The organism is Actinoplanes ianthinogenes (assembly GCF_018324205.1).
Classification (GTDB): domain Bacteria; phylum Actinomycetota; class Actinomycetes; order Mycobacteriales; family Micromonosporaceae; genus Actinoplanes; species Actinoplanes ianthinogenes.
In genome coordinates, this window is the sequence record NZ_AP023356.1 from 5289535 (window position 1) to 5312597 (window position 23063).

The 23063-nt window shown below is 71.1% G+C and carries 18 protein-coding genes and 1 riboswitch; of the genes, 9 read left to right on the forward strand and 9 right to left on the reverse strand.

Annotation, left to right across the window (positions count from 1 at the left end):
- The first annotated feature begins 370 nt into the window (after positions 1-370).
- Positions 371-5125 (forward strand): ExeM/NucH family extracellular endonuclease, encoded by a 4755-nt coding sequence (locus tag Aiant_RS23895; RefSeq protein ID WP_229829871.1) that lies wholly within the window; start codon positions 371-373, stop codon positions 5123-5125.
- A gap of 45 nt (positions 5126-5170) precedes the next feature.
- Here the strand turns inward: Aiant_RS23895 and Aiant_RS23900 are convergent, their stop codons facing one another.
- Positions 5171-6046, reverse strand: a complete 876-nt coding sequence (locus Aiant_RS23900; protein ID WP_189329093.1) for a LysR family transcriptional regulator — start codon at positions 6044-6046, stop codon at positions 5171-5173.
- A 106-nt stretch (positions 6047-6152) separates the two neighbouring features.
- Between Aiant_RS23900 and Aiant_RS23905 the strand changes: the two genes are divergently transcribed.
- On the forward strand, positions 6153-6491 hold the full coding sequence (locus Aiant_RS23905; protein ID WP_212847218.1) for a YybH family protein: 339 nt from the start codon (positions 6153-6155) through the stop codon (positions 6489-6491).
- A gap of 2 nt (positions 6492-6493) precedes the next feature.
- Here Aiant_RS23905 and Aiant_RS23910 read toward each other — a convergent pair whose 3' ends face one another.
- Positions 6494-7105, reverse strand: a complete 612-nt coding sequence (locus Aiant_RS23910; protein WP_189329095.1) for a LysM peptidoglycan-binding domain-containing protein — start codon at positions 7103-7105, stop codon at positions 6494-6496.
- Positions 7105-7279: riboswitch (cyclic di-AMP (ydaO/yuaA leader) on the reverse strand. Its footprint overlaps the gene before it by 1 nt.
- A gap of 368 nt (positions 7280-7647) precedes the next feature.
- On the opposite strand from Aiant_RS23910, the gene Aiant_RS23915 reads away from it, so the two are divergent.
- A complete protein-coding gene (locus Aiant_RS23915; protein WP_189329096.1) occupies positions 7648-8886 on the forward strand; it encodes a saccharopine dehydrogenase family protein in 1239 nt (412 codons plus the stop codon).
- 4 nt (positions 8887-8890) lie between these two features.
- Here Aiant_RS23915 and Aiant_RS23920 read toward each other — a convergent pair whose 3' ends face one another.
- Positions 8891-9529 carry a class I SAM-dependent methyltransferase gene (locus Aiant_RS23920; protein WP_189329097.1) on the reverse strand — a complete coding sequence of 213 codons (639 nt, stop codon included), beginning with the start codon at positions 9527-9529 and terminating at the stop codon, positions 8891-8893.
- 151 nt (positions 9530-9680) lie between these two features.
- On the opposite strand from Aiant_RS23920, the gene Aiant_RS23925 reads away from it, so the two are divergent.
- The 3 genes from Aiant_RS23925 (at position 9681) to Aiant_RS23935 (ending at position 12488) form a co-directional block, all read left to right on the forward strand.
- On the forward strand, positions 9681-10298 hold the full coding sequence (locus Aiant_RS23925; protein WP_229829872.1) for a GNAT family N-acetyltransferase: 618 nt from the start codon (positions 9681-9683) through the stop codon (positions 10296-10298).
- Between the two features lie 20 nt (positions 10299-10318).
- Positions 10319-11416 (forward strand): DNA glycosylase AlkZ-like family protein, encoded by a 1098-nt coding sequence (locus Aiant_RS23930; RefSeq protein ID WP_189329098.1) that lies wholly within the window; start codon positions 10319-10321, stop codon positions 11414-11416.
- 472 nt (positions 11417-11888) lie between these two features.
- Positions 11889-12488: a hypothetical protein gene (locus Aiant_RS23935; RefSeq protein ID WP_189329099.1), complete on the forward strand. Its 600-nt coding sequence runs from the start codon at positions 11889-11891 to the stop codon at positions 12486-12488.
- Between the two features lie 215 nt (positions 12489-12703).
- On the opposite strand, the gene Aiant_RS23940 is transcribed toward Aiant_RS23935, so the two are convergent.
- On the reverse strand, positions 12704-12979 hold the full coding sequence (locus Aiant_RS23940; protein WP_189329100.1) for a DUF3040 domain-containing protein: 276 nt from the start codon (positions 12977-12979) through the stop codon (positions 12704-12706).
- Between the two features lie 336 nt (positions 12980-13315).
- On the reverse strand, positions 13316-14539 hold the full coding sequence (locus Aiant_RS23945; protein ID WP_189329101.1) for a bifunctional glycosyltransferase family 2/GtrA family protein: 1224 nt from the start codon (positions 14537-14539) through the stop codon (positions 13316-13318).
- A gap of 410 nt (positions 14540-14949) precedes the next feature.
- On the opposite strand from Aiant_RS23945, the gene Aiant_RS23950 reads away from it, so the two are divergent.
- The 3 genes from Aiant_RS23950 to Aiant_RS23960 are packed head-to-tail and all read left to right on the forward strand — an operon-like array spanning position 14950 to position 16614.
- Complete coding sequence (locus tag Aiant_RS23950; RefSeq protein WP_189329102.1) at positions 14950-15093, forward strand: hypothetical protein; 144 nt, start codon at positions 14950-14952, stop codon at positions 15091-15093.
- 40 nt (positions 15094-15133) lie between these two features.
- The gene (locus tag Aiant_RS23955) at positions 15134-16315 is read left to right on the forward strand and encodes an FxsB family cyclophane-forming radical SAM/SPASM peptide maturase (RefSeq protein WP_229829873.1); all 1182 of its coding nucleotides are present in this window, start codon (positions 15134-15136) and stop codon (positions 16313-16315) included.
- Entirely contained in the window at positions 16312-16614 is a 303-nt protein-coding gene (locus Aiant_RS23960) for an HEXXH motif-containing putative peptide modification protein (RefSeq protein WP_189329104.1), read from the forward strand. The genes Aiant_RS23955 and Aiant_RS23960 overlap by 4 nt, the downstream gene beginning before the upstream one ends.
- Positions 16615-17104: 490 nt before the next feature.
- Here the strand turns inward: Aiant_RS23960 and Aiant_RS23965 are convergent, their stop codons facing one another.
- The 4 genes from Aiant_RS23965 to Aiant_RS23980 all read right to left on the reverse strand — a co-directional run bounded on the left by Aiant_RS23965 (position 17105) and on the right by Aiant_RS23980 (position 22993).
- Positions 17105-19231 carry an ArnT family glycosyltransferase gene (locus Aiant_RS23965; RefSeq protein WP_189329105.1) on the reverse strand — a complete coding sequence of 709 codons (2127 nt, stop codon included), beginning with the start codon at positions 19229-19231 and terminating at the stop codon, positions 17105-17107.
- Between the two features lie 131 nt (positions 19232-19362).
- Positions 19363-20427 (reverse strand): 3-deoxy-7-phosphoheptulonate synthase, encoded by a 1065-nt coding sequence (locus Aiant_RS23970; RefSeq protein WP_189329106.1) that lies wholly within the window; start codon positions 20425-20427, stop codon positions 19363-19365.
- A 203-nt stretch (positions 20428-20630) separates the two neighbouring features.
- Complete coding sequence (locus Aiant_RS23975) at positions 20631-22253, reverse strand: sensor histidine kinase (RefSeq protein WP_212846511.1); 1623 nt, start codon at positions 22251-22253, stop codon at positions 20631-20633.
- A 2-nt stretch (positions 22254-22255) separates the two neighbouring features.
- Positions 22256-22993, reverse strand: coding sequence for a response regulator transcription factor (locus Aiant_RS23980; protein WP_189329107.1), 738 nt, complete (start codon positions 22991-22993; stop codon positions 22256-22258).
- Positions 22994-23063: the final 70 nt, after the last annotated feature.

Here is a 23063-nt window from a genome sequence, read left to right on the forward strand (position 1 = left end):
CGCCGATCAGCCGACCCGCATGTCACCCGAACGGGTTACCCGATCGGCTGACGTGGCTGCCGAGTGACCCGGGGGCGGCTCACGGTCGCCTCTGTTCGGCGAGGGGTGAAGCCGGTCGGGAGGCGTCGCGACGGGAACGTATCGTCACGCGCTGTATAGACAGCCGACAGGTAACAATCCGTAGTGGACAGACGGGCGGCTCGCCGCATCCCTCTTGAGTGGTCGTTTAGGACCGATTCGGGGCTCTACTTCGCGGGGCACACCCCGTTCCGTTACCTGATCGAGAAAGGAACGTCATCGTACGTACCTACGCTCCGGCCCACTCACTTCCATCGGAGGACCAATTTCGATGCGTCCATACATACGCAGCGTGAGCCCACCGGCTCTCCGGGCCCTGGGCGCGGCGGCCCTGGCGACGGCGCTGGGTCTCGGCTTCTCCGGGCCGGCCTTCGCGGCCGAGGCCCAGATCCCGTTCATCAGCGAGATCCACTATGACAACGTCGGCGCGGACAGCGGCGAGGCGATCGAGGTGCAGGCGCCGGCCGGCACCGACCTGTCCGGCTGGCAGATCGTCCTCTACAACGGCACCGGTGGTGCCACCTACGGCACCGCGGCCACCCTGAGCGGCGCCGTTCCGGCGGCCGGCGTGGTCGTGCAGACCTACCCCACCGACGGCCTCCAGAACGGCGCCCCGGACGGCGTGGCCCTGGTCAAGCCGGACGGCACGGTCGCCGAGTTCCTCAGCTACGAGGGCAGCTTCACCGCCACCAACGGCCCGGCCTCCGGCCGGACCAGCACCGACATCGGAGTCTCCGAGACCAGCAGCACCCCGGTCGGCGCGTCGCTCCAGAAGATCGACGGCGTCTGGCAGGTCGCGGCCACCAGCTCGTTCGGCACCGTGAACGGCGGCGGGACCACCGACCCGGAGCCGCCGGCCACCGGCTGCACCACCACCGTCACGAACACGATCGCCGAGGTGCAGGGCCCGGGCGCCGCGTCGCCGCTGGCCGGCAGCAAGGTGACGATCGAGGGCGTGGTCACCGCCGTGCACACCACCGGCGGTTTCAACGGCTTCTACCTGCAGACCGAGGGCACCGGCGGCACGCACGCCGGCACCGCCTCGGACGCGGTCTTCGTGTACGGCGTGGCCGCCAACCTGCCGGCCGTCGCCATCGGGGACAAGGCCCGGGTCACCGGCACGGTCACCGAGTTCAACGGCCTCACCGAGGTCACCCTGGGCGCCAAGACCGACACCCAGGTCTGCGCTACCGGCGTGACCGTGCCGGCCGCCGTCCCGCTGAGCCTGCCGGCCGGCGACGACGCGCGCGAGGCACTGGAGGGCATGCTGGTCGCCCCGACCGGCAAGTACACCGTGTCGGACACCTACCCGGTGAACAACTACGGCGAGCTGGTCCTGGCCGCCGGCGACTCGGTGGCGAAGGTGCCGACCGACGTGGCGAAACCCGGCAGCGACGAGGCCAAGGCGCTCAAGGCCGCCAACCGCGCCGGCCGGATCCTGCTCGACGACGGCCGGACCACCAACCTGTCGACGGCGAACGTCGCGCCGCCGTACATCACCAAGGACGCGCCGGTGCGGACCGGTGACACGGTCGCCTCGTTCGGCCCGGTGGTGCTCGACTACGCGTACGGCGACTGGCTGCTGGAGCCGACCACCCCGGTCGACGCCACCACCCCGGCCGCGAACCGGACCACCTTCACCGCGACCAACCCGCGTACCGCCGCCCCGGCGGCCGTGGGCGGGGACGTCAAGGTGGCCAGCTTCAACGTGCTGAACTACTTCGTCCACTTCGGCGGCGACGCCCGCGGTGCGACCGACGCGGCGGCGCTGGCCAAGCAGCAGGCGAAGATCGTCTCGGCGATCTCCGCGCTGGACGCCGACGTGGTCGCCCTCATGGAGATCGAGAACTCGGTCCGGTTCGAGGCGAACGACCCGCAGCTGGCGCTGAAGACCCTGGTCGGCGCGCTGAACGAGCGGGACGGCGCGGGCACCTGGGACTACGTGCGCACCCCGGCCGAGCTGCCCGGCCCGGCCGAGCAGGACCTGATCACCACGGCGATCATCTTCAAGCCGGCCAAGGTCACGCCGAAGGGCGCGTCCCGGTCGCTGAGCGACGAGACCGTGTGGTCGAACGCGCGGGAGCCGATCGCGCAGACCTTCACCGCCGGCAGCATCGACTTCACCGTGGTGGCCAACCACCTCAAGTCGAAGAGCGCCTCGGTGACCCCGACCGGCGACAATGTGGACACCGGCGACGGGCAGGGCCCGTACAACGGCGACCGCAAGCGCCAGGCGGCGTCGCTCGTCGAGTTCGTCAAGGGTGTGGAGAAGGACAGCGGCACCGACAAGGTGATCCTGCTGGGTGACTTCAACTCGTACACCCAGGAGGACCCGATGCAGGTCCTCTACCAGGCCGGATACACCGACGTGCACACCACCAAGGCGCCGGGCAAGTCCTCGTACGTCTTCGGTGGCGAGTCCGGCTCGCTGGACCACGCGCTCACCACGCCGTCGCTGACCGACCGGGTCACCGGCGTCGACATCTGGAACATCAACTCCGTCGAGTCGTACGCCTACCAGTACACCGGGTACGCGCCGTTCTACAGCCCCACCCCGTACCGGGCCAGCGACCACGACCCGGTGGTGATCGGCCTGGACACCAGCGCGCCCAAGCCGTTCGACCTCCAGCTGCTCAACATCAACGACTTCCACGGCCGGCTCGAGGCCCCGACCGCCGGCACCGGTGGCGCGGCCCAGCTCGTCGGACTGGTCGACAAGCTGCGCTCGGAGAACCCGAACACGGTGTGGAGCTCGGCCGGTGACAACATCGGCGCCTCCACCTTCATCTCGGCGATCGACGGCGACAACCCGACGATCGACGCGCTGAACGCCGGTGGCCTGGCCGTCTCCGCGGTCGGCAACCACGAGTTCGACAAGGGCATCGCCGACCTGACCGGCCGCGTGCAGAACCGGGCCAAGTTCCCGTTCCTGGGCGCCAACGTCTACCAGGACGGCAAGCGGGCGCTGCCGGCGTATTCGGTGCTGACCGTGAACGGCGTCAAGGTCGGCTACATCGGTGTGGTCACCGGTGAGACCAAGTCGCTGGTCAGCCCGGACGGCATCAAGGGCGTGGAGTTCCACGACCCGGTGGCCGAGGCGAACACGGTCGCGGCGCAGCTCTCCGACGGCGACGCGGCGAACGGCGAGGCGGACGTGATCGTGCTGCTCGCCCACGAGGGCGCGGCGACCGCGAACATCAACTCCGCCGAGGCGCTGCAGAACGACCCGGTCTTCGGGAACTTCACCAAGGTCAGCGCCGACATCGACGCGATCTTCAGCGGGCACACCCACCAGCCGTACGCGTTCGAGATCCCGGTCCCCGGCACCGACAAGACCCGTCCGGTGCTGCAGGCCGAGGACTACGGCGTCAAGCTGGGCCGCGCGGTGCTCACCTACGACCCGGCCACCAAGTCGGTGGTCAAGTCGACCGCCGAGCTGATCGACGTGAAGGGCTACGCCGAGAACAGCACCGTGGCCGGCATCGTGGCCACCGCCAAGGCGACCGCGACCGAGCTGGGCAAGCAGAAGCTCGGCTCGATCACGGCGGACATCAAGCGGGCGTACTCGGCGACCGGGTCCGAGGACCGCGGGTCCGAGTCGGTGATGGGCAACTTCATCGCCGACGTGCAGCTCGACCAGACCAAGGACGCCGGTCGCGGCGGGGCGCAGATCGCCTTCATGAACCCGGGGGGCCTGCGCAACGATCTCGCCTTCGGCACCGACGGCACGGTCACATACGCGCAGGCGTTCGCGGTGCAGCCGTTCGCCAACGACGTGGTCACCAAGACCCTGTCCGGCGCCGACATCAAGAACGTGCTGGAGGAGCAGTGGCAGCCGGCCACCGCGTCCCGGCCGGTGCTGCACCTGGGCTCGTCCAAGGGCTTCACCTACTCGTACGACGTCAACCAGCCGAAGGGCTCGCGGATCATCGCGTCCTCGATGAAGCTGAACGGGGTCACCATCGACCCGAACGCGTCGTACCGGGTCACGATGAACTCCTTCCTCGCCTCGGGTGGCGACAACTTCACCACCCTGGGCAAGAACCCGGCGACCAAGACGACCACCGGTGACAACGACCTCACCATGCTGGTCAACTACTTCGCCAAGTACAGCCCGATCACCGCGGACACCACGCCGCGCAGCACCCCGGGCGTCTTCGACACCACGGCTCCGGCCGGGACGTACGCGGTGAACGCGGCCGCGATCTGGCCGGGCCAGACGGTCACCCTCACCCAGTCGGCGCTGTCCGACGACGTGACCGCCGCCGGCAAGATCAAGCAGGTGGTGAACTGGGGCGACGGCAGCGCGGCGGAGACGCTCGAGGCCGGCGCGACCACGGCGACCCACAAGTACGCCGCGGCCGGCAGCTACCCGATCACCGTGACGCTGACCGACGAGGCCGGCAACGCCGCGACCGTCTCCGGCGGCACCGTGGCGGCGGCCGCCCAGACCGGCAAGTACACCCTGGACAAGTGCCTGGTGTGGTCCGGCGAGACGGTCACCGTGCGGCCCACCGGGGTCACCGGCGCCGACAGCTTCCAGGTCAACTGGGGTGACGGCACGGTCGGCGGCCTGACCCACGTCTACACCAAGGGCGGCAGCTTCACGGTCACCGCCACCCCGGTGAACGCGGCCGGCGCCGGCACGGCCGTCAAGGTCGGTCCGGTGCTCGTGGTCAAGGACGTCCTCGCCCCGATCGTCGGCCTGAGCCTGCCGCGTGACGCGGACAAGGCGGCCTCCTGGACGCAGCTCAACGGCACGGTCGTCGACCTCGGCGCGGGTGTCGGCACCGTCTCGGTGAAGCTGATCGAGGAGCGGTCCGGCAAGTGGTACTACTACGCGGCCGGCACCTGGACCGTCGCCTCCTCGGAGAAGGACGCGACGGCCAAGGCCGCGGCGGTGGACGCGCTGCTCGACCCGTTCTTCGGGTGGCACGCGACCGTCTCCGGCGTCGACAAGGGCACGCTGAAGGTCTCCTACTGGGCGACCGACAAGGCGGGTAACCAGTCGTACGTTGCGACGCACACCCAGCGGATCACCAAGTAACACCAGCGTTGTCCGGGCCCCCGTCGCGTCGCGGCGGGGGCCCTCCTAACGGAACGCCGCGTCGCACTGCTCGAGGAACGCCGCCAGAGCCGGACTGGTCCGGTCCTGCCAGATCAGCGCGAGCAGCGCCGGGATCTCGATCCCGTCGATCGGGACGCTGACCAGGTCGGGATGCGCGGCGGCCATCGACTCGCTGAGCACCGCGACCCCCAGACCGCGCCGCGCCAGGCCGGCCACCGTGTCCGGCGAGGTGGCGACGAGCGCGACCTCCGGTCGCAGCCCGGTCTTCCCGGCGAAGGCACGATCGAGCACGTCGCGGATCCCTGTCCCGACGGGCAGGCAGATCTTTTCGTACGCGGTGAGCGCGGTGATCGTGACGCTGCCCCGGGCAGCGAGCTCACTGTCCGGCGCGGCCAGAGCCACCAGCCGCTCGCTCACGATGATCCGCGACTTCAGACTCTCCGGCGGCTCGCCGGCCAGCCCCGCCAGGGCGACGTCGAGGCTGCCCGCGCGCACCCCGGCGACCAGGTGATCCGAGTTCGCCTCGGCCAGCTCCAGCTCGATGCCCGGATGCTCCCGGTGGAACGCGGCGAGCGCGTCGAACAGCGGCGCGACCTCGCACCCGGTCACCATCCCGATGGTCAGCCGGCCCCGGATCAGCCCCTTGACGTCGTCGATCGCGTCCCGCAGGTCGAGGGTCGAATCGAGCGCGGCCCGGGCGTGCTTGAGCGCCGCGGAGCCGGCCTCGGTGAGCCGCGCGACCCGGCTGCCGCGGTCGAACAGCTCCGCGCCCAGCTCCTGCTCCAGCGCCTTGATCTGGGCGCTCACGCCGGACTGGGTGATGTGCACGCGCGCCGCGGCCCGGGTGAAGCTGCCGGTCTCGGCGACCGCGACGAAGTATTCCAGCTGCCGCAGATCCATGAGTGGCGATTGTAGTTGGTATGAAAACCATTCGTTGGACTTGTGGAGCCGCGCGCGGCAGGGTGGAGTCATGAGCGACCGCGAGAAAGCAGACCGTGAGAAAGCAATGCATCCCGAGGACCTGACCCGTTTGTTCGTCGAGCGGGCGAATGCGAAAGACGCCGAAGGCCTGGCGCTGCTCTATGAGGAGGATGCCGTGATGGCCTATCCACCCGGCAGCGAGACGGTCGGCCGCGCCGCGATCCAGAAGCTCTGGGCCGACCTGCTGCCGAAAATGCCGGCGTTCGAGCCCGAGGCGCCGCTGCCCACGCTGATCAGCGGCGACCTGGCCCTCACCTCGACCCCGCCGAGAGACGGGGCCGGGGCGCGGGCACAGGTCGTCCGCCGCCAGCCCGACGGCTCGTGGCTCCGGGTGCTCGACCACCCGGAGCTGGGCCGATCCTGATCTCAGAAGGCCAGGCGCTGACCCACCCGCAGCCGGTTCGGGCTGCTCAGCCGGCTCGCGTTGGCGCGATACAACGCCTTCCACCCGCCCTTGACGTGGTAACGCGCGGCGATGCCGGAAAGGGTGTCGCCGCGCCTCACCACGTATGTGCGGGTGGCCTTGAGCGGTGTCGTGTACGACGCGAGGCGGTACGGGCTCACCGACGTGCTCTTGCGGGCCTTGGTGAGGCCACGCCGCCCGCAGGTGGGCCAGGCGCCGATGCCCTGGTTGCGGAGTACCCGTTCGGCGACCAGGATCTGCTCGCTCTTGGACGCGAGGTTGGCGGTGGAGCCGTACTGCGCGCCACCGTGCGCGCGCCAGGTGCTGCGGCTGAACTGCAAACCGCCGTAATAGCCGTTCCCGGTGTTGATGCGCCAGTTTCCACCGGATTCGCACTGGGCTACAGCGTCCCAGTTCACGTTCGGGGTGGCGCTGGCCGGGGAAGCCTCGACGGCCAGCAGACCGACGGCGCCGGCCAGGCCGGCCACGGCGAGGCCGAGAGTGCGCTTGAGCGCACGCGGATACTGGGCTCGCCGGGAGAGGACACGACGAACCCGCTTGTTCAGGTGAAGCATGAAGTTTTCCTCCACGCCTGCGAGGTGAGCTGTCGGGTTCGGGCCGAGGAGCCCGGCCGCGTCAGGTGCGGCTTCACCCCGAGGCGCACTCCGGAGAGCGCGCCGAGGAACTGTGGGTCCCCCGCTCCATGCCTGTGGGTTGTTGACCGTGACCAGCAGGCAGGACTCGGCGTTCCGGCCACGGTGTCCGCGATGGCGGACTGTCGACGGTAGCCACCGCCTCACGGAACTGACCAAGTCCGGAAGCGGGGCCGGTGACTTTGTTCTCACAAATTAGCCGCTTTGATCTTCCTTTGTGTGAATAACTCCCCGAGTTCTCAGGCCGCGTCGGGATTTGCCACCACGGTGGTCCGTCTTTTGAGGGAAATCGGGCGGCGACAGGATTGGCGGGGTCCGGAGTGGGTAAAGCTTCACTGCTTTTTAGAGTTTCGACCTGCTTTGTGGAGATTCGGCAAGCGGAGCCGGCGTTGTGGCTGCATGCCGCGATGTTTGTTACCGACGGGTTGCCTACGAGCCCGGCATAGGGTGCACAATCTCCGACCATGAGCGATCTCTCCCGAGACTTCGACGTCGTCGTCTACGGCGCGTCCGGCTTCGTCGGCGCCCTGGTGGCGAAACACCTCGCCGGATACGCGCCGGCCGGCACCCGCATCGCCCTGGCCGGCCGCTCCGCGGCGAAACTGGCCGACGTCAAGTCCCGGTTGAACGTCGACTGGCCGGTCCTGATCGCCGATGCCGCGGACACCGAGGCGCTGACCAGCCTGGCCGCTCGTGCCCGCGTGGTCATCACCACGGTGGGTCCCTATGCGAAATACGGACGCCCGCTTGCGCACGCCTGCGCCGCGGCCGGCACCGACTACGTGGATCTGACCGGTGAGGTGCTGTTCGCCCGGGACAGCATCGACGAGAACCACGAGCTCGCCCGGAGCACCGGTGCGCGGATCGTCCACTCCTGCGGCTTCGACTCCATCCCGTCCGACATCGGGGTGCACGTCCTGCACCAGCAGGTCGAACAGGACGCAGCGGGCGAACTCACCGAGACGACGCTGGTGGTGACCAGCATGCGCGGCGGGGTGAGCGGCGGGACGATCGACTCGATGCGGAACCAGGTGGACGTACTGAAAAAGGATCCGTCGCTGCGCAAGGTGGCGGGCAGCCCGTACTCGCTGAGCCCGGACCGGCACGCCGAGCCGAAACTCGGCCGGCAGAGCGACCTGGACACCTTCCCCGCCTCCGAAGTGGATCCGAAGCTGCGCGGGCGGCTCGCCCCGTTCGTGATGGCGTCCTACAACACCCGGGTGGTGCGGCGCAGCAACGCGCTGCGCGGCTGGGCCTACGGTCGCGGCTTCAAGTATCGCGAGGCGATGAGCGTCGGCGCGTCGCCGCTCTCCCCGGTCCTGGCGATCGGCACCAAGCTGGGCCTGGGCGCGCTGATCGCCGGCCTCGCGGTGCCGCCCACCCGCTTCCTGCTGGACCGGCTGCTGCCCAAGCCCGGCGACGGCCCGAGCGAGAAGACGCAGCAGACCGGCCACTTCACCATGGACATCTTCACCACGACGACCACCGGGGCCCGGTACACGTCCCGGGTCCGTGCCAAGGGCGACCCGGGTTACGCGGCGACCGCGGTGATGCTCGGGGAGTCGGCGCTGGCGCTGGCCCTGGACCGGGACGCGCTGCCGGCCTCGGAGGGTGGCGTCCTCACCCCGGCCACCGGCATCGGCGACGCGCTGGTGAGCAGGCTCCGGACCGCCGGCTTCGAGATCACCGCCCGCAAGCTGTAGGCGATCACACCCGGGCGATCAGCTCGAAGACGTGCCAGTGCTTGGGGCCACCGAACGCGGGACCCACCTCGTCCTCCTCGTGCCAGTGCTCGACGGTGAGGCCGGTGGCCAGGGCGGTGGCTTCGGCGGCGGTCAGGAAGGTCATGCCCGGGGTGCCGGCCCAGGCGTCGTGCACCCCGAACAGGTCCACGGCGACCAGGCCGCCGGGGCGCAACGCGGCCCGGATCAGCGTCCACAAGCGATCGAATGACGCGCGCGACTGATAGGGCAGCGCGTATCCGGCGTAGACCAGGTCGGCCGGTGGCAGCTCGGTGATCTGCTCGAAGCCGAGCAGGTGGGCGGTCAGCGCCGGGTGGGTGCGGTCGGTGGCCGAGAGCATGGTGGGTTCGCTGTCGTAGGCGTGCACCCGCCAGCCGCCGTCCAGCAGGGCACGGGTCTCGCGGCCGGCGCCGCAGCCGAGGTCGACGGCGGTGCGACCGGTCTCCCGGCCGGCCAGGTCCAGCGCGCGGCGGAGGGTCTCCCGGGGCTCCCGGTCGCCCTGCCCGGCGTTGTAGCGGGCCCAGTGCCCCTCGGCGTGCACCGGTGGGGTGCCGGGTGTGCCGGAGGGCGGCTGGCCGGAGGGCGTACCGGAAGAAGGCGGCATGGAGGTCATCCTGCCGTGCGGGGCGGGATGCGGGGAGTCGCCCGGAGGGCGACCCGCGATGCGATCGGTGATCCGACGGGTGAGCGGTCGAGAATTTGATGAGCGCGACCTGTGGATCGCCACTAGCCGGGTACGGGTCATTGTGGGCAGGATGCGAAGGGTGACCGCCAGCCCGTTGCCGCACCCGCTGACGTTGGCGGGCAACGGCGTCGTGCTGCGCGAGTGGAGCCAGGACGATCTGGACGATCTGGTCGTGCTCCTGGACGAGCCGCAGATCGCCCGGTGGACCCCGATGCCGTCACCGTTCGATGTGGAGGCCGGCCTGGCCTATCTCAAGCGTGCCCGGCAGGGGCGGCTGACCGGGCGGCGGATCCAGCTCGCGATCACCGCGGACGGGGGCTTGCCGCTCGGCGAGGTGCTGCTCTTCGGGGTCAATCCGGCACTGCGCGAGGCCGAGCTGGGTTATCTGGTGGGCGCGCCCTATCGGCGGCGGGGACTCGCGGTGGCCGCGTTGTCGCTGCTCACCGACTATGCCTGCGGCACGCTGCGGCTGAGCCGGCTGCTGCTGCGGATCGACCCGGGCAACTCGGCGAGCACCGCGGTGGCCCGCCGGTGCGGCTATCGGCTGACCGGGGAGCCACCGATCCCGCAGGAGGGGCCGTACGGGCCGACCAGCCTGGACACCTGGGAGTACGTGTCGGGCCTGCCGGGCGCCCGCCGCGAACGCCTGAGAAATGTCGCATCCCGGCGGTACGGTCGTCGCACCTGACCGACGCGGGAGGTGAGCGAGTGATCGAGGTGGATCGGGCGCAGGTGCTGGCATTCCGGCTCGCTGCGCTGGGACTGACCGAGCGCGGTGATGCGCGGCCGGCTGACCTGCCGGTGCTCGACCTGGGCGTGCAGGAGTACACGCCGGGCTCGACCCATGTCGCGCTGGCCGCCCGCACCAGCGCCGAGCTGGACGACGACCGGCTGGTCACGGTCTGGGCGGCCCGCGGGGCGCCGCACCTGCACCGGCGGAGCGACCTCGCGGCCCTGACCGCCCAGCTGTGGCCGGTCAGCGACGCGGACGCCGCCGCGCGGATCAAGAGCGGGCAGATTCCGGACGGGATGCGGCGGGGGATCGCCGCGCTGCGGGTGACCGCCGAGGCGTTCCGTGCGGTGGTGCGCGCGCCGATGCCCCGCGGCGAGGCGAGCACCGAGGTCAGCAAGCGGGTGCCGGCCGAGCTGACCTATGACTGCGCGGCCTGCAAGGCGCGGCACATCGCCGGGAATGTCTGGCAGCAGGCCGGGCTGCCCGGCGGGGTGCAGGTGCTTTCCCGGGGGCGGGAGGCGACACTCGGCCCGCTCGACCCGCCGGTGCCGGATCTGCCCGCGGGCAATCGGGGCATCGGCGAGCTGATCGCGACCTATCTGCGGTTCCTCGGGCCGGCGGGGCCGGCCGAGGTGGCGAAATATCTGCTGAGCACGACCGCCGAGATTCGCGCGAGGTGGCCCGCGGAGCTGGTGGAGGTGCGCGTCGACGGGCGGAAAGCCTGGCTGCCCGCCGACCGGGTGCCCGCGCTGGAGTCGGCGGCCACGCCCCGCGGGGTGCGGCTGCTGCCGGCGATGGATCCGCTCTTGCAGAGCCGGGATCGGGATCTGCTGGTGCCGGACCGGGCGCGGCAGAAAGAGGTGTGGCGGGTGCTCGGCAATCCCGGTGTGGTGCTGCTCGACGCGGAGATCGCCGGGGTGTGGCGGCCGCGGATGGCCGGGCGGAAACGGGTGGACCTGACGGTTGCCGGGTTCGCGCCGTTCACGGCGGCGCAGCGGGAGCTGATCGAGACGGAGGCGATGGTGGTCGCGCGTGCCCGGGCCGTCCCGGCAGCGACCGTGGCATTCGAGTGAGCTTGGAGCGCCCGGCGGCTGTGGCGTTCGAGCGAGCCGGGCGGTCCGGACGGCTTTGGGTTCCGGTGGGCGGGGCGTGGCCGGCGGCTCGGGGTCCGGTGGGCGGGGCGTGGCCGGCGGCTCGGGGTCCGGTGGGCGGGGCGTGGCCGGCGGCTCGGGGTCCGGTGGGCGGGGCGTGGCCGGCGGCTCGGGGTCCGGTGGGCGGGGCGTGGCCGGCGGCTCGGGGTTCCGGCCGGCGCGGCGTGCCCGACGGCCTGGGGTTCCAATGGGCGGGGCGTGCCCGGCGGCTCGGCGTTCCGGTGGGCGGGTCGTGCCCAGCAGCTTGGGGTGCTCCGGTAGGCGTGTCCCCGGCGGCTCCGGGCGAGCTGGGGGTATCCGACGGGCTTTGGTTTCCCCGTGAGGCCGGAGTGTCCGGCGGTGACCGAGCTGTGCGGGTGGGCGCTGCGTGTCCGGCGGCGACTACGGTGTTCGGGTGAGCACGATCGGGTTCCTGCATACCGCGGATGTGCACGTGGCGACGTTCCGTGACCTGGTCGCCGAGCTGGCGCCGGGGTGGCGGGATCGGCATCTGGTCGATCCGAGCCTGCTCGCCGACGCGCGGGCCGGGCTGCCGGTGGAGGAGCGGGTCCGGGCGCGGCTGGCCGAGCTGGGCGGGGCCGACGTGATCGTCTGCACGTGTTCGACGATCGGGCCGGAGGCGGAGCGCGCCGGGGTCCTGCGCGGGGACCGGCCGATGGCACGGGCCGCGGTGGCGGCCGCGGGCGGCGGGCGGATCGCGGTGGCGTTCTCCGTCGCGTCCACTCTGGAGCCGACGACCGCGTTGCTGCGGGACGAGGACCCGGCGGCGGATCTGCTGCTGGTGCCCTGCCTGGAGGCCTGGGAGTTCTTCGAGGCCGGTGACCTGGAGCGGTATTACGCGGTGGTCGCCGAGCGGCTGCGCGAGGTCGACGCCGAGGTGATCGTGCTGGCGCAGCCGAGCCTGGCGCCGGTCGCGGCGCTGCTGCCGGGGCGGGTCGTGCTGTCGAGCCCGCGAGCGGCGGTGCTGGCCGCGACGACCCTTCCCGGCCGGTGAGTCCACTGGCCCGGTGAGTGGGCACGGAGTGCGGGTGCGGCTCCCGAGGGCCGGCCGGGCGGAGTGTGCCTTGCGGCAGGAAGCCGCGGGTGCGGCTCCCGACGGCCGGCTGGGTGGAGTGCTCCTTGCGGCAGGAAGCCGCGGGTGCGGCACGCGATGGGGGCGGGACGGATCGAGCCCGCGCCGTGCCGGGCGCGGGCTCGATGGGTGGTGGGTCAGCGGGTGCGGAATTTGTGCAGACGGTAACCGGCGGCGATCGCGGTGACGACGCCCCAGACGGCGACGATCATGGCGGCGATCCACCAGCCGACAGCGCCGAGGACGATCGCCGCGACGGCGATCACGGCGGCGACGATGAACAGCGCTAACGGCGGGCGGGGGGTCGGCACGCTGAAGTTGCCCCCACCCATCCGGGCGCAGAAGTCAGGGTCGTCGCGCCGGAGCTGACGCTCCAGCTGTGCCAGCCGTCGGCTGTCCTCTTTGCTGAGCATGTTTTGCTACCTTCCGGTCCGCCGCGCCGGTGAAGCAAGGATCGAGAGTCGGCTATCCCGATCAAAGCCCATTGTTACCTCTGAGTTGCTTCCGTGATACGTCTGCGTGTGCCGAATTTTCCGGCCGAACTACCCGTGCGCCGTGGAGGACGCGCCCACTGGGTGAGATGACCGGGATGTCGTCGGTAACCGGTACAACGGGTTTGCCGCCTTTCGATGACGGTGCCGGTAGTCCGAAAGCCGTCCCGCATTCCGGACTGTTCGGGTCAGATAGCGATAGAAACGGCAACGCGGCGCCCGTGAGAACGGGCGCCGCGCCGAGGATGCGGGGTGGTTTCAAGCGCGCGAGCCGCCGAACACCCAGACGCGCAGCATCAGGAACCGGACCGCGGTGGCCACCAGGTTGGCCAGCACCAGCACCGAGAGCTCGACGAACCGGGACGGCTGTCCGGTGGCCGCGCCGAGCAGGGCCAGCGAGCCACTGGTCAGCGCCAGCCCGAGGCCGAAGACGACCAGACCCTGTGCCTGGTGACGCAGCGCCCCGTCGTTGCCCCGCACCCCGAAGGTGAGCCGGCGGTTGGCCGCGGTGTTCGCGACGGCGGTGACCAGCAGCGCCACCAGGTTGGCCGCCTGCGGGCCGATCCCGACCCGGAGCAGCGCGTAGAGCACCAGGTAGGCGAGCGTGCTGGCGACGCCCACCCCGGCGAACCGGATCAGCTGGCCGGTCAGCCCGGTCGGGACCCCGTCGACCGGCAGCGGGTTGCGCCCGAGTTGCTCGCGCAGGGCGGCCAGGGGCAGCTTGCCGGTGCTCAGCGCGCGGGTGATCCGGACGATGCCCTTCAGGTCGGCGATCGCGGTGGCCACGATGTCGACCCGGCTGTCCGGATCGTCGACCCAGTCGACCGGGACCTCGTGGATGCGCAGACCGGCTCGCTCGGCGAGGACCAGCATCTCGGTGTCGAAGAACCAGCCGGTGTCCTCCACCATCGGGAGCAGCCGGCGGGCGACATCGGAGCGGATCGCCTTGAAGCCGCATTGCGCGTCGGAGAAACGGGCGGCCATGGTCGTACGCAGAATGAGGTTGTAGCCGCGCGAGATGAACTCGCGCTTCGCGCCCCGGACCACCCGCGAACCTCGCGCCAGCCGTGATCCGATCGCCAGATCGGAGTGCCCCGAGATGAGCGGCGCGACCAGGGGAAGAAGGGCGCCGAGGTCGGTGGAGAGGTCGACGTCCATGTAGGCCAACACGGCGGCGTCCGAGTGGGTCCAGACGTGGCTGAGCGCGCGGCCGCGGCCCTTCTGGGTCAGGTGCACCGCCTCGACCTCGGGATAGGTGGCGGTCAAGTGCTGCGCCACCGCGGCGGTCCCGTCGACGCTCGCGTTGTCCGCGATGGTGATCCGGAACCGGTACGGGAAGTGCGCCGCGAGGTAGGCGTGCAGCCGCCGGACGCTGGGTTCGAGGTCGGCCTCTTCGTTGTGGACCGGCACGACGACGTCGAGCACCGGGGCGGTGACCCGGGCCGAACCGGAATCCGGCGAAGGCAGCGTCGAAAGGCTCATGGGAACCAACCTCCGCCGCCTGGCTTTGCGCCTTGTGTGGCGAAACTGTGCGCTGTCTGTGAGTTGGGCCGAGCTGGCCGTCGCCCGATATCGCCGCACATTCGGCGCGGACAATCCCGTGACGCTGGCAGCGGAGGTCAACTACGCGATCGTCCGGCGCGCACTGGGTGATCCACGTGCTTCCGGCATCGGTCGGACGGTCCTGTCCACATTGCAGGCGACGGTGGGCGTTGCGAAATGTCGGTGAATCCGGCAGTGCGCAGCAGCTTTTGGACACTACACTGGGCAGCCTTCGTAGAGTTCTGGGCCGCGATCATCCGAGCACGATCGGTGCAGCCCGCGGTGCGATGGCCGAATGTGACATCGAACCGCCTCCGATATGATCAGGCCGCCATGCCGGGAGGGCGAGAATGACCGCAGGAATCACCCTCTGCCTGTCCAGCGACTCCGTGCTGGTGAACTCGCTGCCCGAGCTGGTGGCGGAGGTGAGCCGACGCTGGGAGGCTTTCGCGGCCTTCGGAAACTTCGCCCCCGATGATCCCGGTCCGATCTGACACGCCGCTTCCCGCTGCCGATCCGGCGTGGCCGCATCGATTGCTCGACGTCCGTGCGCTGCGGGCCGGCAACTGGCGTCCTCGCCCATTCCGGGAATTCGTCATCAAGGTGCATCAGCGCTGCAATCTGGCCTGCGACTACTGCTACATGTACACGATGGCGGACCAGTCGTGGAAAACCCGGCCGGCCACCATGCCGGCCGAGGTGGCCCGGGCCGCCGCCGACCGGATCGGCGCGCACGTGCGCGCCCACGACCTGCAGCGCGTCCGGTTCATCCTGCACGGCGGAGAGCCGCTGATGGTCGGCCGGGAGGGGCTGCGGTCGATCGTCGGCACGTTGCGCGCCGCGCTGCCGAAAACCTGCGCCGCCGACGTCGGCCTGCAGACCAACGGGGTGCTGCTGGACGAGCCGATGCTGGACGAGCTGCAGGCGCTCGGGGCGACCGTCGGGGTGAGCCTGGACGGGCCGGCGGTGGCGAACGACAGACACCGGCGGACGGTCAACGGGCGGGGCAGTTTCGCCGCGGTGGACCGAGCGCTCACGCTGCTCAACCGGCCGGAGCGGCGCGGGGCGTACGCCGGGCTGCTCTGCACCGTCGATCCGCGCACCGACCCGGTGGTCTGTTACGAGACCCTGCTCGGCTACGCGCCGCCGGCCATCGACCTGCTCTTTCCGCATGCGAACTGGGCCGAGCCGCCCTGGCGCCCGGCGCCGGACGCCACGCCGTACGCGGACTGGCTGATCGCCGTCTTCGACCGGTGGTACGGCGCGGAACGGCAGGAGACCCGGATCCGTCTCTTCGAGTCGGTCATCAGCCTGCTGCTCGGTGGTGGCAGCCGCAGCGAGCAGGTCGGACTCAGCCCGGTCGCGGTCGCGGTGATCGAGACCGACGGCGCGGTGGAACAGGAGGACTCGCTCAAGTCCGCTTATGAGGGGGCCTGCGCCACCGGCGTCAACGTGCTCACCGGCGACCTGGACCAGGCACTGGTCCATCCGGGCGTGGTGGCCCGCCAGATCGGCTGGGACGCGCTTGCCGACGACTGCCGAGTCTGCCCGTTGCACCAGGTGTGCGGGGCCGGCCACTACGCGCACCGGTTCCGGCCGGGCGACGGCTTCCGGAACCCGTCGGTCTACTGCGCCGACCTGACCCGCCTGATCACCCACATCCACCGCCGGGTCAGCGCCGACCTGGACCGGCCGAACGGGACCGCACCGCGATGATCCGGCCGCTCGACCTCACCGCCACGCAGTTCGCCGGACTGGCGAGCGGGTACGGCGGTGCCGCAGCGGTGCGCGCCCTCGCGCACGCCCAGCTCAGCAAGCACTTGCTGCTGATCAAGTTCGTGGTGGCCACCTGGACCGGCAACCCGGAGGCCCGGGACCGGGCGGTGGACGTGCTCACCCGGGCCCAGGCCGCCGCGGCTGCGCTCACCGGCATCGACGCCGACCTGATCGGGCAGCCGATCGACGGCGGGCTCCGCGACGTCCACGCCGGCTGGCAGGAGCGGTTGCGCACCTAGTTCCGGCGCCGGCCGGCCGGTAGCGGGACCATCCCCGCTGCCGCGATGCCGCTTCCACCGTTGCGGTTCTTTGGGGGTACGACTGGTGGTCACGTGCCGATCGGCCCGCGAGGTCCGTCCCACGCACGACCGCGACGCGTGTCGTGCGGGTCCGCCGGCACCCCGCGAGGCCCTTGGCCGGTAGCGGTCCCGATCCGGGTTCGCCACGCCCAACCCCCTCGGAAGCCGGCCGGGGCCGGGGCGCGCGCCGCGGACCGTGCCGGCCTCGGCCTCGCGATGGGGCGGCGGACCCGCACGACACGCGTCGCGGTCGTGCGGGAGCCGGGCATCGCGAGCCGGCTGCCACGGGGCCGGCAGTCGTACCGGAAGAAGATCCGCAAGGGGGAAGCGGCATCGCGGCAGCGGGGATGGTTGGCGGGAGCGAGGTCAGGTGGGGGCACGTGGTGACGGGCGGCTCCATCGTGGAGCCGCCCGTTCTGTTGCCGGTCGATCAAGCGGTGGTGCCGGTAACTCCGGTGGTCAGGTCGTAAACGGTGGTGTTGCCGACGGTCTGCGCGGTGAAGTTCTCGGCCACCCAGGACGCGATCTGGCTGCTGTCATTGCTACCGGATCCGCCGCCCCGGCCGGCGCCTCCGCCGAAGCCGCCTCCGCCTCCGCCGATGAAGTAGTGGATCTTTCCGGCGGCGACGTATTCCTTGAACTGGGCCAGGGTGGGGGAGGGATCGGTGCCGTTGAAGCCGCCGATGGCCATCACCGGCTCCTCGGTGGCCAACTGGTAGCCGGAGGCGTTCTGGGAGCCGACGGCGGCGGCGACCCAGGTGTACTCGCCGGCGTTCTGCTCCAGCAGGGCCTTCATCTCGGCGCTGACGGAGGCGGCGTTGAGGAGGCCGCCCATGCCACCGCCTCCCCGGTTGCCGCGACCCTGGTTCTGGCCTCCGCCCTGGGCCGGTGCGCCGCCGGGGGTGCCCCAGCCGGGGAAGCCGCCCTGGTTCTGGCCGGTCTGATTCGGGCCGCCTCCGGGGAAACCGCCCTGGTTCTGGCCGGTCTGATTCGGGCCGCCTCCGGGGAAGCCGCCCGGGAAGCCGCCGCGGCCGCCTCCCGGTCCGCCGAAGCCGCCGGAGACCGCGGGCCCGGCCGACGGGATCGACCCGGTGTGCGGCTCGGACGCCGTCTGCACCGCGTACGCCGCCGGCCCGGCCAGCGCCGTGACCAGCGCGACCGCCCCGCCCACCAGGGCGATCCGGCGGGACAGCCGGAACGAGGCGACCACCGCGACCGCCGCCACGATCCCGGCCACCAGGACCGGCGTGCGCAGCCACGGCAGGAAGTCGGAGCTGCGGCCCAGCAACACGTACGACCACCAGGCGGTCACCCCGATCGCCGCGCCCAGGGTCAGCGCCGCGAACAGGTTGGACCGGTGCCTCCAGAGCAGCGTCACGCCCATGCCGATCACCGCGCCGACCGCCGGCGCCAGCGCCACCGTGTAGTACGCGTGGAAGATGCCCTGCATGAAACTGAAGATCAGCCCGGTGACCAGCAGCCACGAGCCCCACAGCAGCAGACCGGCCCGCTGGAGGTCGGTGCGTGCCCGGCGGGCGGTGATCACCAGGCCGGCGGCCAGCACGATCAGCGCGGCCGGCAGCAGCCACGAGATCTGACCGCCCTGCGCGCTCTCGAAGAGGCGGCCCCAGCCGGTCGACCCCCACATCCCGCCGCCGTTGCCACCCCGGCCGCCGCCGCCGACGCTGCCGGTCTCCTCGCCGTTGAGCCGGCCCAGGCCGTTGTAGCCCAGGGTCAGCTCCAGCAGGCTGTTGTTCTGCGAGCCGCCGATGTACGGCCGGGCCGACGCCGGCACCAGCTCGACGATCGCGATGTACCAGCCGGCCGAGACGATCAGGGCGCCGAGCGAGAGCAGCAGCTGCCCGATCCGCTTGCCGAGCTTGGGCGGGCCGGCGACCAGGTAGGCGAGGCCGTACGCCGGGACGACCAGGAGCGCCTGGAGCATCTTGGTGAGGAAGCCGAAGCCGACGAAGACGCCGGCCAGCACGATCCACCTGGTCGAGCCGCTCTCCACGGCGCGCAGGGTGGCGTAGGCGCCGGCCACCATCAGCAGCACGAGCAGGGCGTCCGGGTTGTTGAACCGGAACATCAGCACGGCCACCGGGGTCAGCGCCGAGACCGTGCCGGCGATCAGGCCGGCGGCCGGGCCGAAGCCGCGTCGCACGGTGGCGTACAGCAGGCCGGTGCCGGCGACGCCGAGCAGCGCCTGCGGGACCAGGATGCTCCATGAGCTGAGGCCGAACAGGCGTACCGAAAGCGCCATGATCCACAGCGAGGCCGGCGTCTTGTCCACAGTGATCGAGTTGGCCGCGTCGGACGAGCCGTAGAAGAACGCCTTCCAGCTCGCCGATCCGGCCTGGACCGCGGCCGAGTAGAACGCGTTGGCCCAACCGGACGCGCCGAGACCCCAGATGTAGAGAACGGCGGTGCCGATCAGCAAGGCGAGCAGGGCCGGGCGGACCCACCGGGCGTCCTTCCGCACTGCCGGAGGCGCCTCGTCCAGGGTCGCTTCACCGTCGACGACGGCTACTGAAGCGGAGGGTGCGACGGATGACATCGAGGTACTCCCAGAGCTGGCTGATGCGTACTCGATGAACTATTTACACCGGCGCTGTCGCATCCTTGTGCCGTCGCTGTGCGCTCCCTGTGAGTCCCGCCGGGCGCCGGCGGGACCCACCGCGAAGTGGTTCAGAGGGCGCGGCGCTTGGCCGACGCCGCGGCCAGCCGCTCCAGCGTCGCGACCGTGCTGTCCCAGCCCATGCACGCGTCGGTGACCGACTGGCCGTAGGTCATCTCGGCGCCCAGCTCCTGCCGGCCCGGCACCAGGAAGCTCTCCAGCATCACGCCGCTGATCGCGCGCTGCCCGGCCTCCATCTGCCCGGCGATGTCCTCGGCCACGATCGGCTGCCGGTTGTGGTCCTTGTTGCTGTTGCCGTGCGAGCAGTCGATCACCAGGCGCTCCGGAAGCCTGGCCTTGCGCAGCAGCTGCACCGAGGCCTCGACGTCGGCGGCGCTGTAGTTCGGCTTGCCGCCACCGCCGCGCAGCACCAGGTGACAGTCCGGGTTCCCGGTGGTGTGCAGGATCGCCGGGGTGCCGGAGTAGTCGATGCCGGGGAAGACGTGCTGCGCCGCGGCGGCCTGGATCGCGTCGACCGCGGTGGAGACGCTGCCGTCCGGGCGGTTCTTCATGCCGATCGGCATCGACAGGCCGGACGAGAGCTGGCGGTGCACCTGCGACTCGACGGTCCGGGCGCCGATCGCGCCCCAGGCCACGGTGTCCGCGATGTACTGCGGGGTGATCGGGTCGAGGAACTCGACGGCCACCGGCAGCCCCCGGCTGACCACCTCGAGCAGCAGCTTGCGGGCGATCCGCAGGCCGGTGCCGACGTCGCCGGAGCCGTCCAGGGCCGGGTCCATGATCAGACCCTTCCAGCCGACCGTGGAGCGCGGCTTCTCGAAGTACACCCGCATCACGATCAGCAGGTCCTCGCTGAGCCGCTCGGCCTCGACCTTGAGCCGGTCGGCGTACTCGCCGGCGGCGGCCGGGTCGTGCACCGAGCACGGGCCGACCACGACCAGCAAGCGCTGATCTCGGCCGTTGAGCACGTCCTCGACCTGCTTGCGGCCGGCCAGCACGGTGTCGTGCAACTCGCTGGTCAGCGGCAGCTCGTGGTGCAGCAGCGCCGGGCTCATCAACGGGACGACCTTCTCGATGCGCTGGTCGCGGACGCGCTGCACCTCAGGGGCGGTCATGGTGATCTCTCTTTCTCGACCGGCCCTGTCGCGAGAGCCGGTTTGCTCGGGGGCAAACAAAAAGGCAGCGACGTCGTCGCTGCCTCAGCCGGCTCTGGCGGGTGTCTCAGGTCATGCGGTCATGGCCGAGGCACCGGCGTGAGCCGGCCTCGTAAACCAATAGAACGACCATCCCCGAGACATGCCCGCCAGCATAGCCGCGCTCAGCCCACCCGGGGCAGATATGGCGTGTGATGTTCAGCAGTTGGGACGACCTGCGCCGGGGCGGCGGGCAGCAGCACGGTGAAGATGGTCTGCCCGGGACGGCTCTGCACGCCCACCTTGCCACCGTGCGAGGTGACCACGGCATGCACGATCGACAGGCCGAGACCCGTGCTGCCGGCCGCCCGGGACCGGGAGCTGTCGCCGCGGGCGAACCGCTCGAAGATGTGCGGCACCAGCTCGGCGTGGATGCCTGGACCGTTGTCGATCACCTGGAGCACGGCGGCGTCCGGCACGGTGCCGACCTTGACCGTGACGGTGGAGCCCTCCGGGGTGTGCGTGCGGGCGTTGGCCAGCAGATTCGCCAGCACCTGGTGCAGCCGGGCGCCGTCACCGATCACGGTGACCGGCTCGTCCGGCAGGTCCAGCTGCCAATAGTGCCCCGGACCGGCGGCGTGCGCGTCGCTGGTCGCGTCGACGGCCAGCATGGTCAGGTCGACCGGGTCCTGGGCGAGTGGGCGGCCGGCGTCCAGCCGGGCCAGCAGCAGCAGGTCCTCGACCAGGGTGGTCATCCGCTTCGCCTCGGACTCGACCCGGCCCAGCACGTGCGCGAGCTCGTCCGGGATCGGCTGGCGGCTGCGGCGGCTCAGCTCGGCGTATCCACGGATGGCGGCCAGCGGCGTGCGCAGCTCGTGGCTCGCGTCGGCGACGAACTGGCGGACCTGCATCTCGCTGTTGTGCCGGGCTTCGAGGGCGTTGCCGATGTGGTCGAGCATGCGGTTGAGGGCGGCGCCGACCTGGCCGACCTCGGTGCGGGGGTCGGTGTCGGACTCGGGCACTCGCTGCGCGAGTTGCACCTCGCCTCGGTCGAGGCGCAATTCCGCGACGCGGCTCGCGGTGGCCGCGACCCGATCCAGGGGCTTGAGGGTACGCCGGACGATGAGCGCACCGGCCCACCCGGCGATGAGGAGCGCCCCGAGCACCACACAGCCGGTGAATCCGGCGACGGTGAGCAGGGTGGAATTCATGTTCTCCAGCGAGAGGCCGACGTAGTAGGTCTGGTCGCTGTTCCGCGCGGTCTCCTTGGTCATCAGATACTCCGGCAGGTCCCCGCCGAGATCGACCTCGACCTCCCGGTCAGCGGTGACCCTGTCCCGGACGGTGGCCTGCCCGGTGGCCGAGAGCGGGGTGAACTGCTGGCCGTTGTCGGTGAACTGCACGACGCCGCCTCGCAGTGTTCCGTCGTCGGCCTCCCACAGCAGGATGGTGTCGCGCTGGATGCCGTTGAACACCGGCCGGTTGCCGAACGGGCTGGTCTCGTCCTGGGTGGCGTTGTCCTGGCCGGACGGGAGCTGCGGGCACGACCGCTGGCCGGAGTGACCGCCCGGATTGCCGGGACCGCCGCAGTCGAAGCCGATGCCGAGCCGCTTGGTGGCCTCCCGCAGTTCGGTGACCTTCTGGTCGTGCAGCGACTTGTAGACGTAGATCTCGGCGGTGCCGCCGACGACGAGGCCCAGCACCGCGAGCAGCGCGATCATGATGGCGACGATGCGGGCGCGCAGCGGCCAGCCCGCCGGGCTGCGCCAGCGGGCGGGACGGGAATGGGCCGTCTCGGCAACGCGCACAGTCAGTCCGCCGGCTTGAGGACGTACCCGGCGCCACGCATGGTGTGGATCATCGGCGCCCGCCCGGCGTCGATCTTCTTCCGCAGGTACGAGATGTACAGCTCCACCACGTTCGCCTGGCCGCCGAAGTCGTAGTTCCACACCCGGTCCAGGATCTGCGGCTTGCTCAGCACCCGCCGCGGGTTGCGCATCAGATAGCGCAGCAGCTCGAACTCGGTCGCGGTCAGCGTGATCAGGTCACCGCCCCGCCGCACCTCGTGCGAGTCCTCGTCCAGCGAGAGGTCACCGACGATCAGCTGCGACTCGGTACGCATCGGCGCGTGCCCCATCCGCCGCATCAGCCCCCGCAGCCGCGCCACCACCTCTTCCAGGCTGAACGGCTTGGTCACGTAGTCGTCGCCCCCGGCGGTGAGCCCGGTGATCCGGTCCTCCACCGAGTCCTTGGCGGTGAGGAACAGCACCGGCACCTCGGGCGCCTCCCCGCGCAACCGGCGCAGCACCTCGAGCCCGTCGATGTCGGGCAGCATCATGTCCAGGATGACGGCGTCCGGGCGGAAGTCCCGCGCGGTACGCACCGCGGAGAGCCCGTCGCCCGCGCTCCGGACCTCCCAGCCCTCATACCGCAGGGCCATCGAGAGGAGCTCGGCCAGCGTCGGCTCGTCGTCCACCACGAGTACGCGAACCGGGGTCCCGTCGGGCCGCCGGAGTTCGGTGCTGGAGTCTGCGTTCGCCATCGTCATGCCCTCACTGTGCGGGGCGACGCTCTGCGCCGGCTTTCTGTTTGCTGTGCGCCACCTGTGAGCCGCGTAC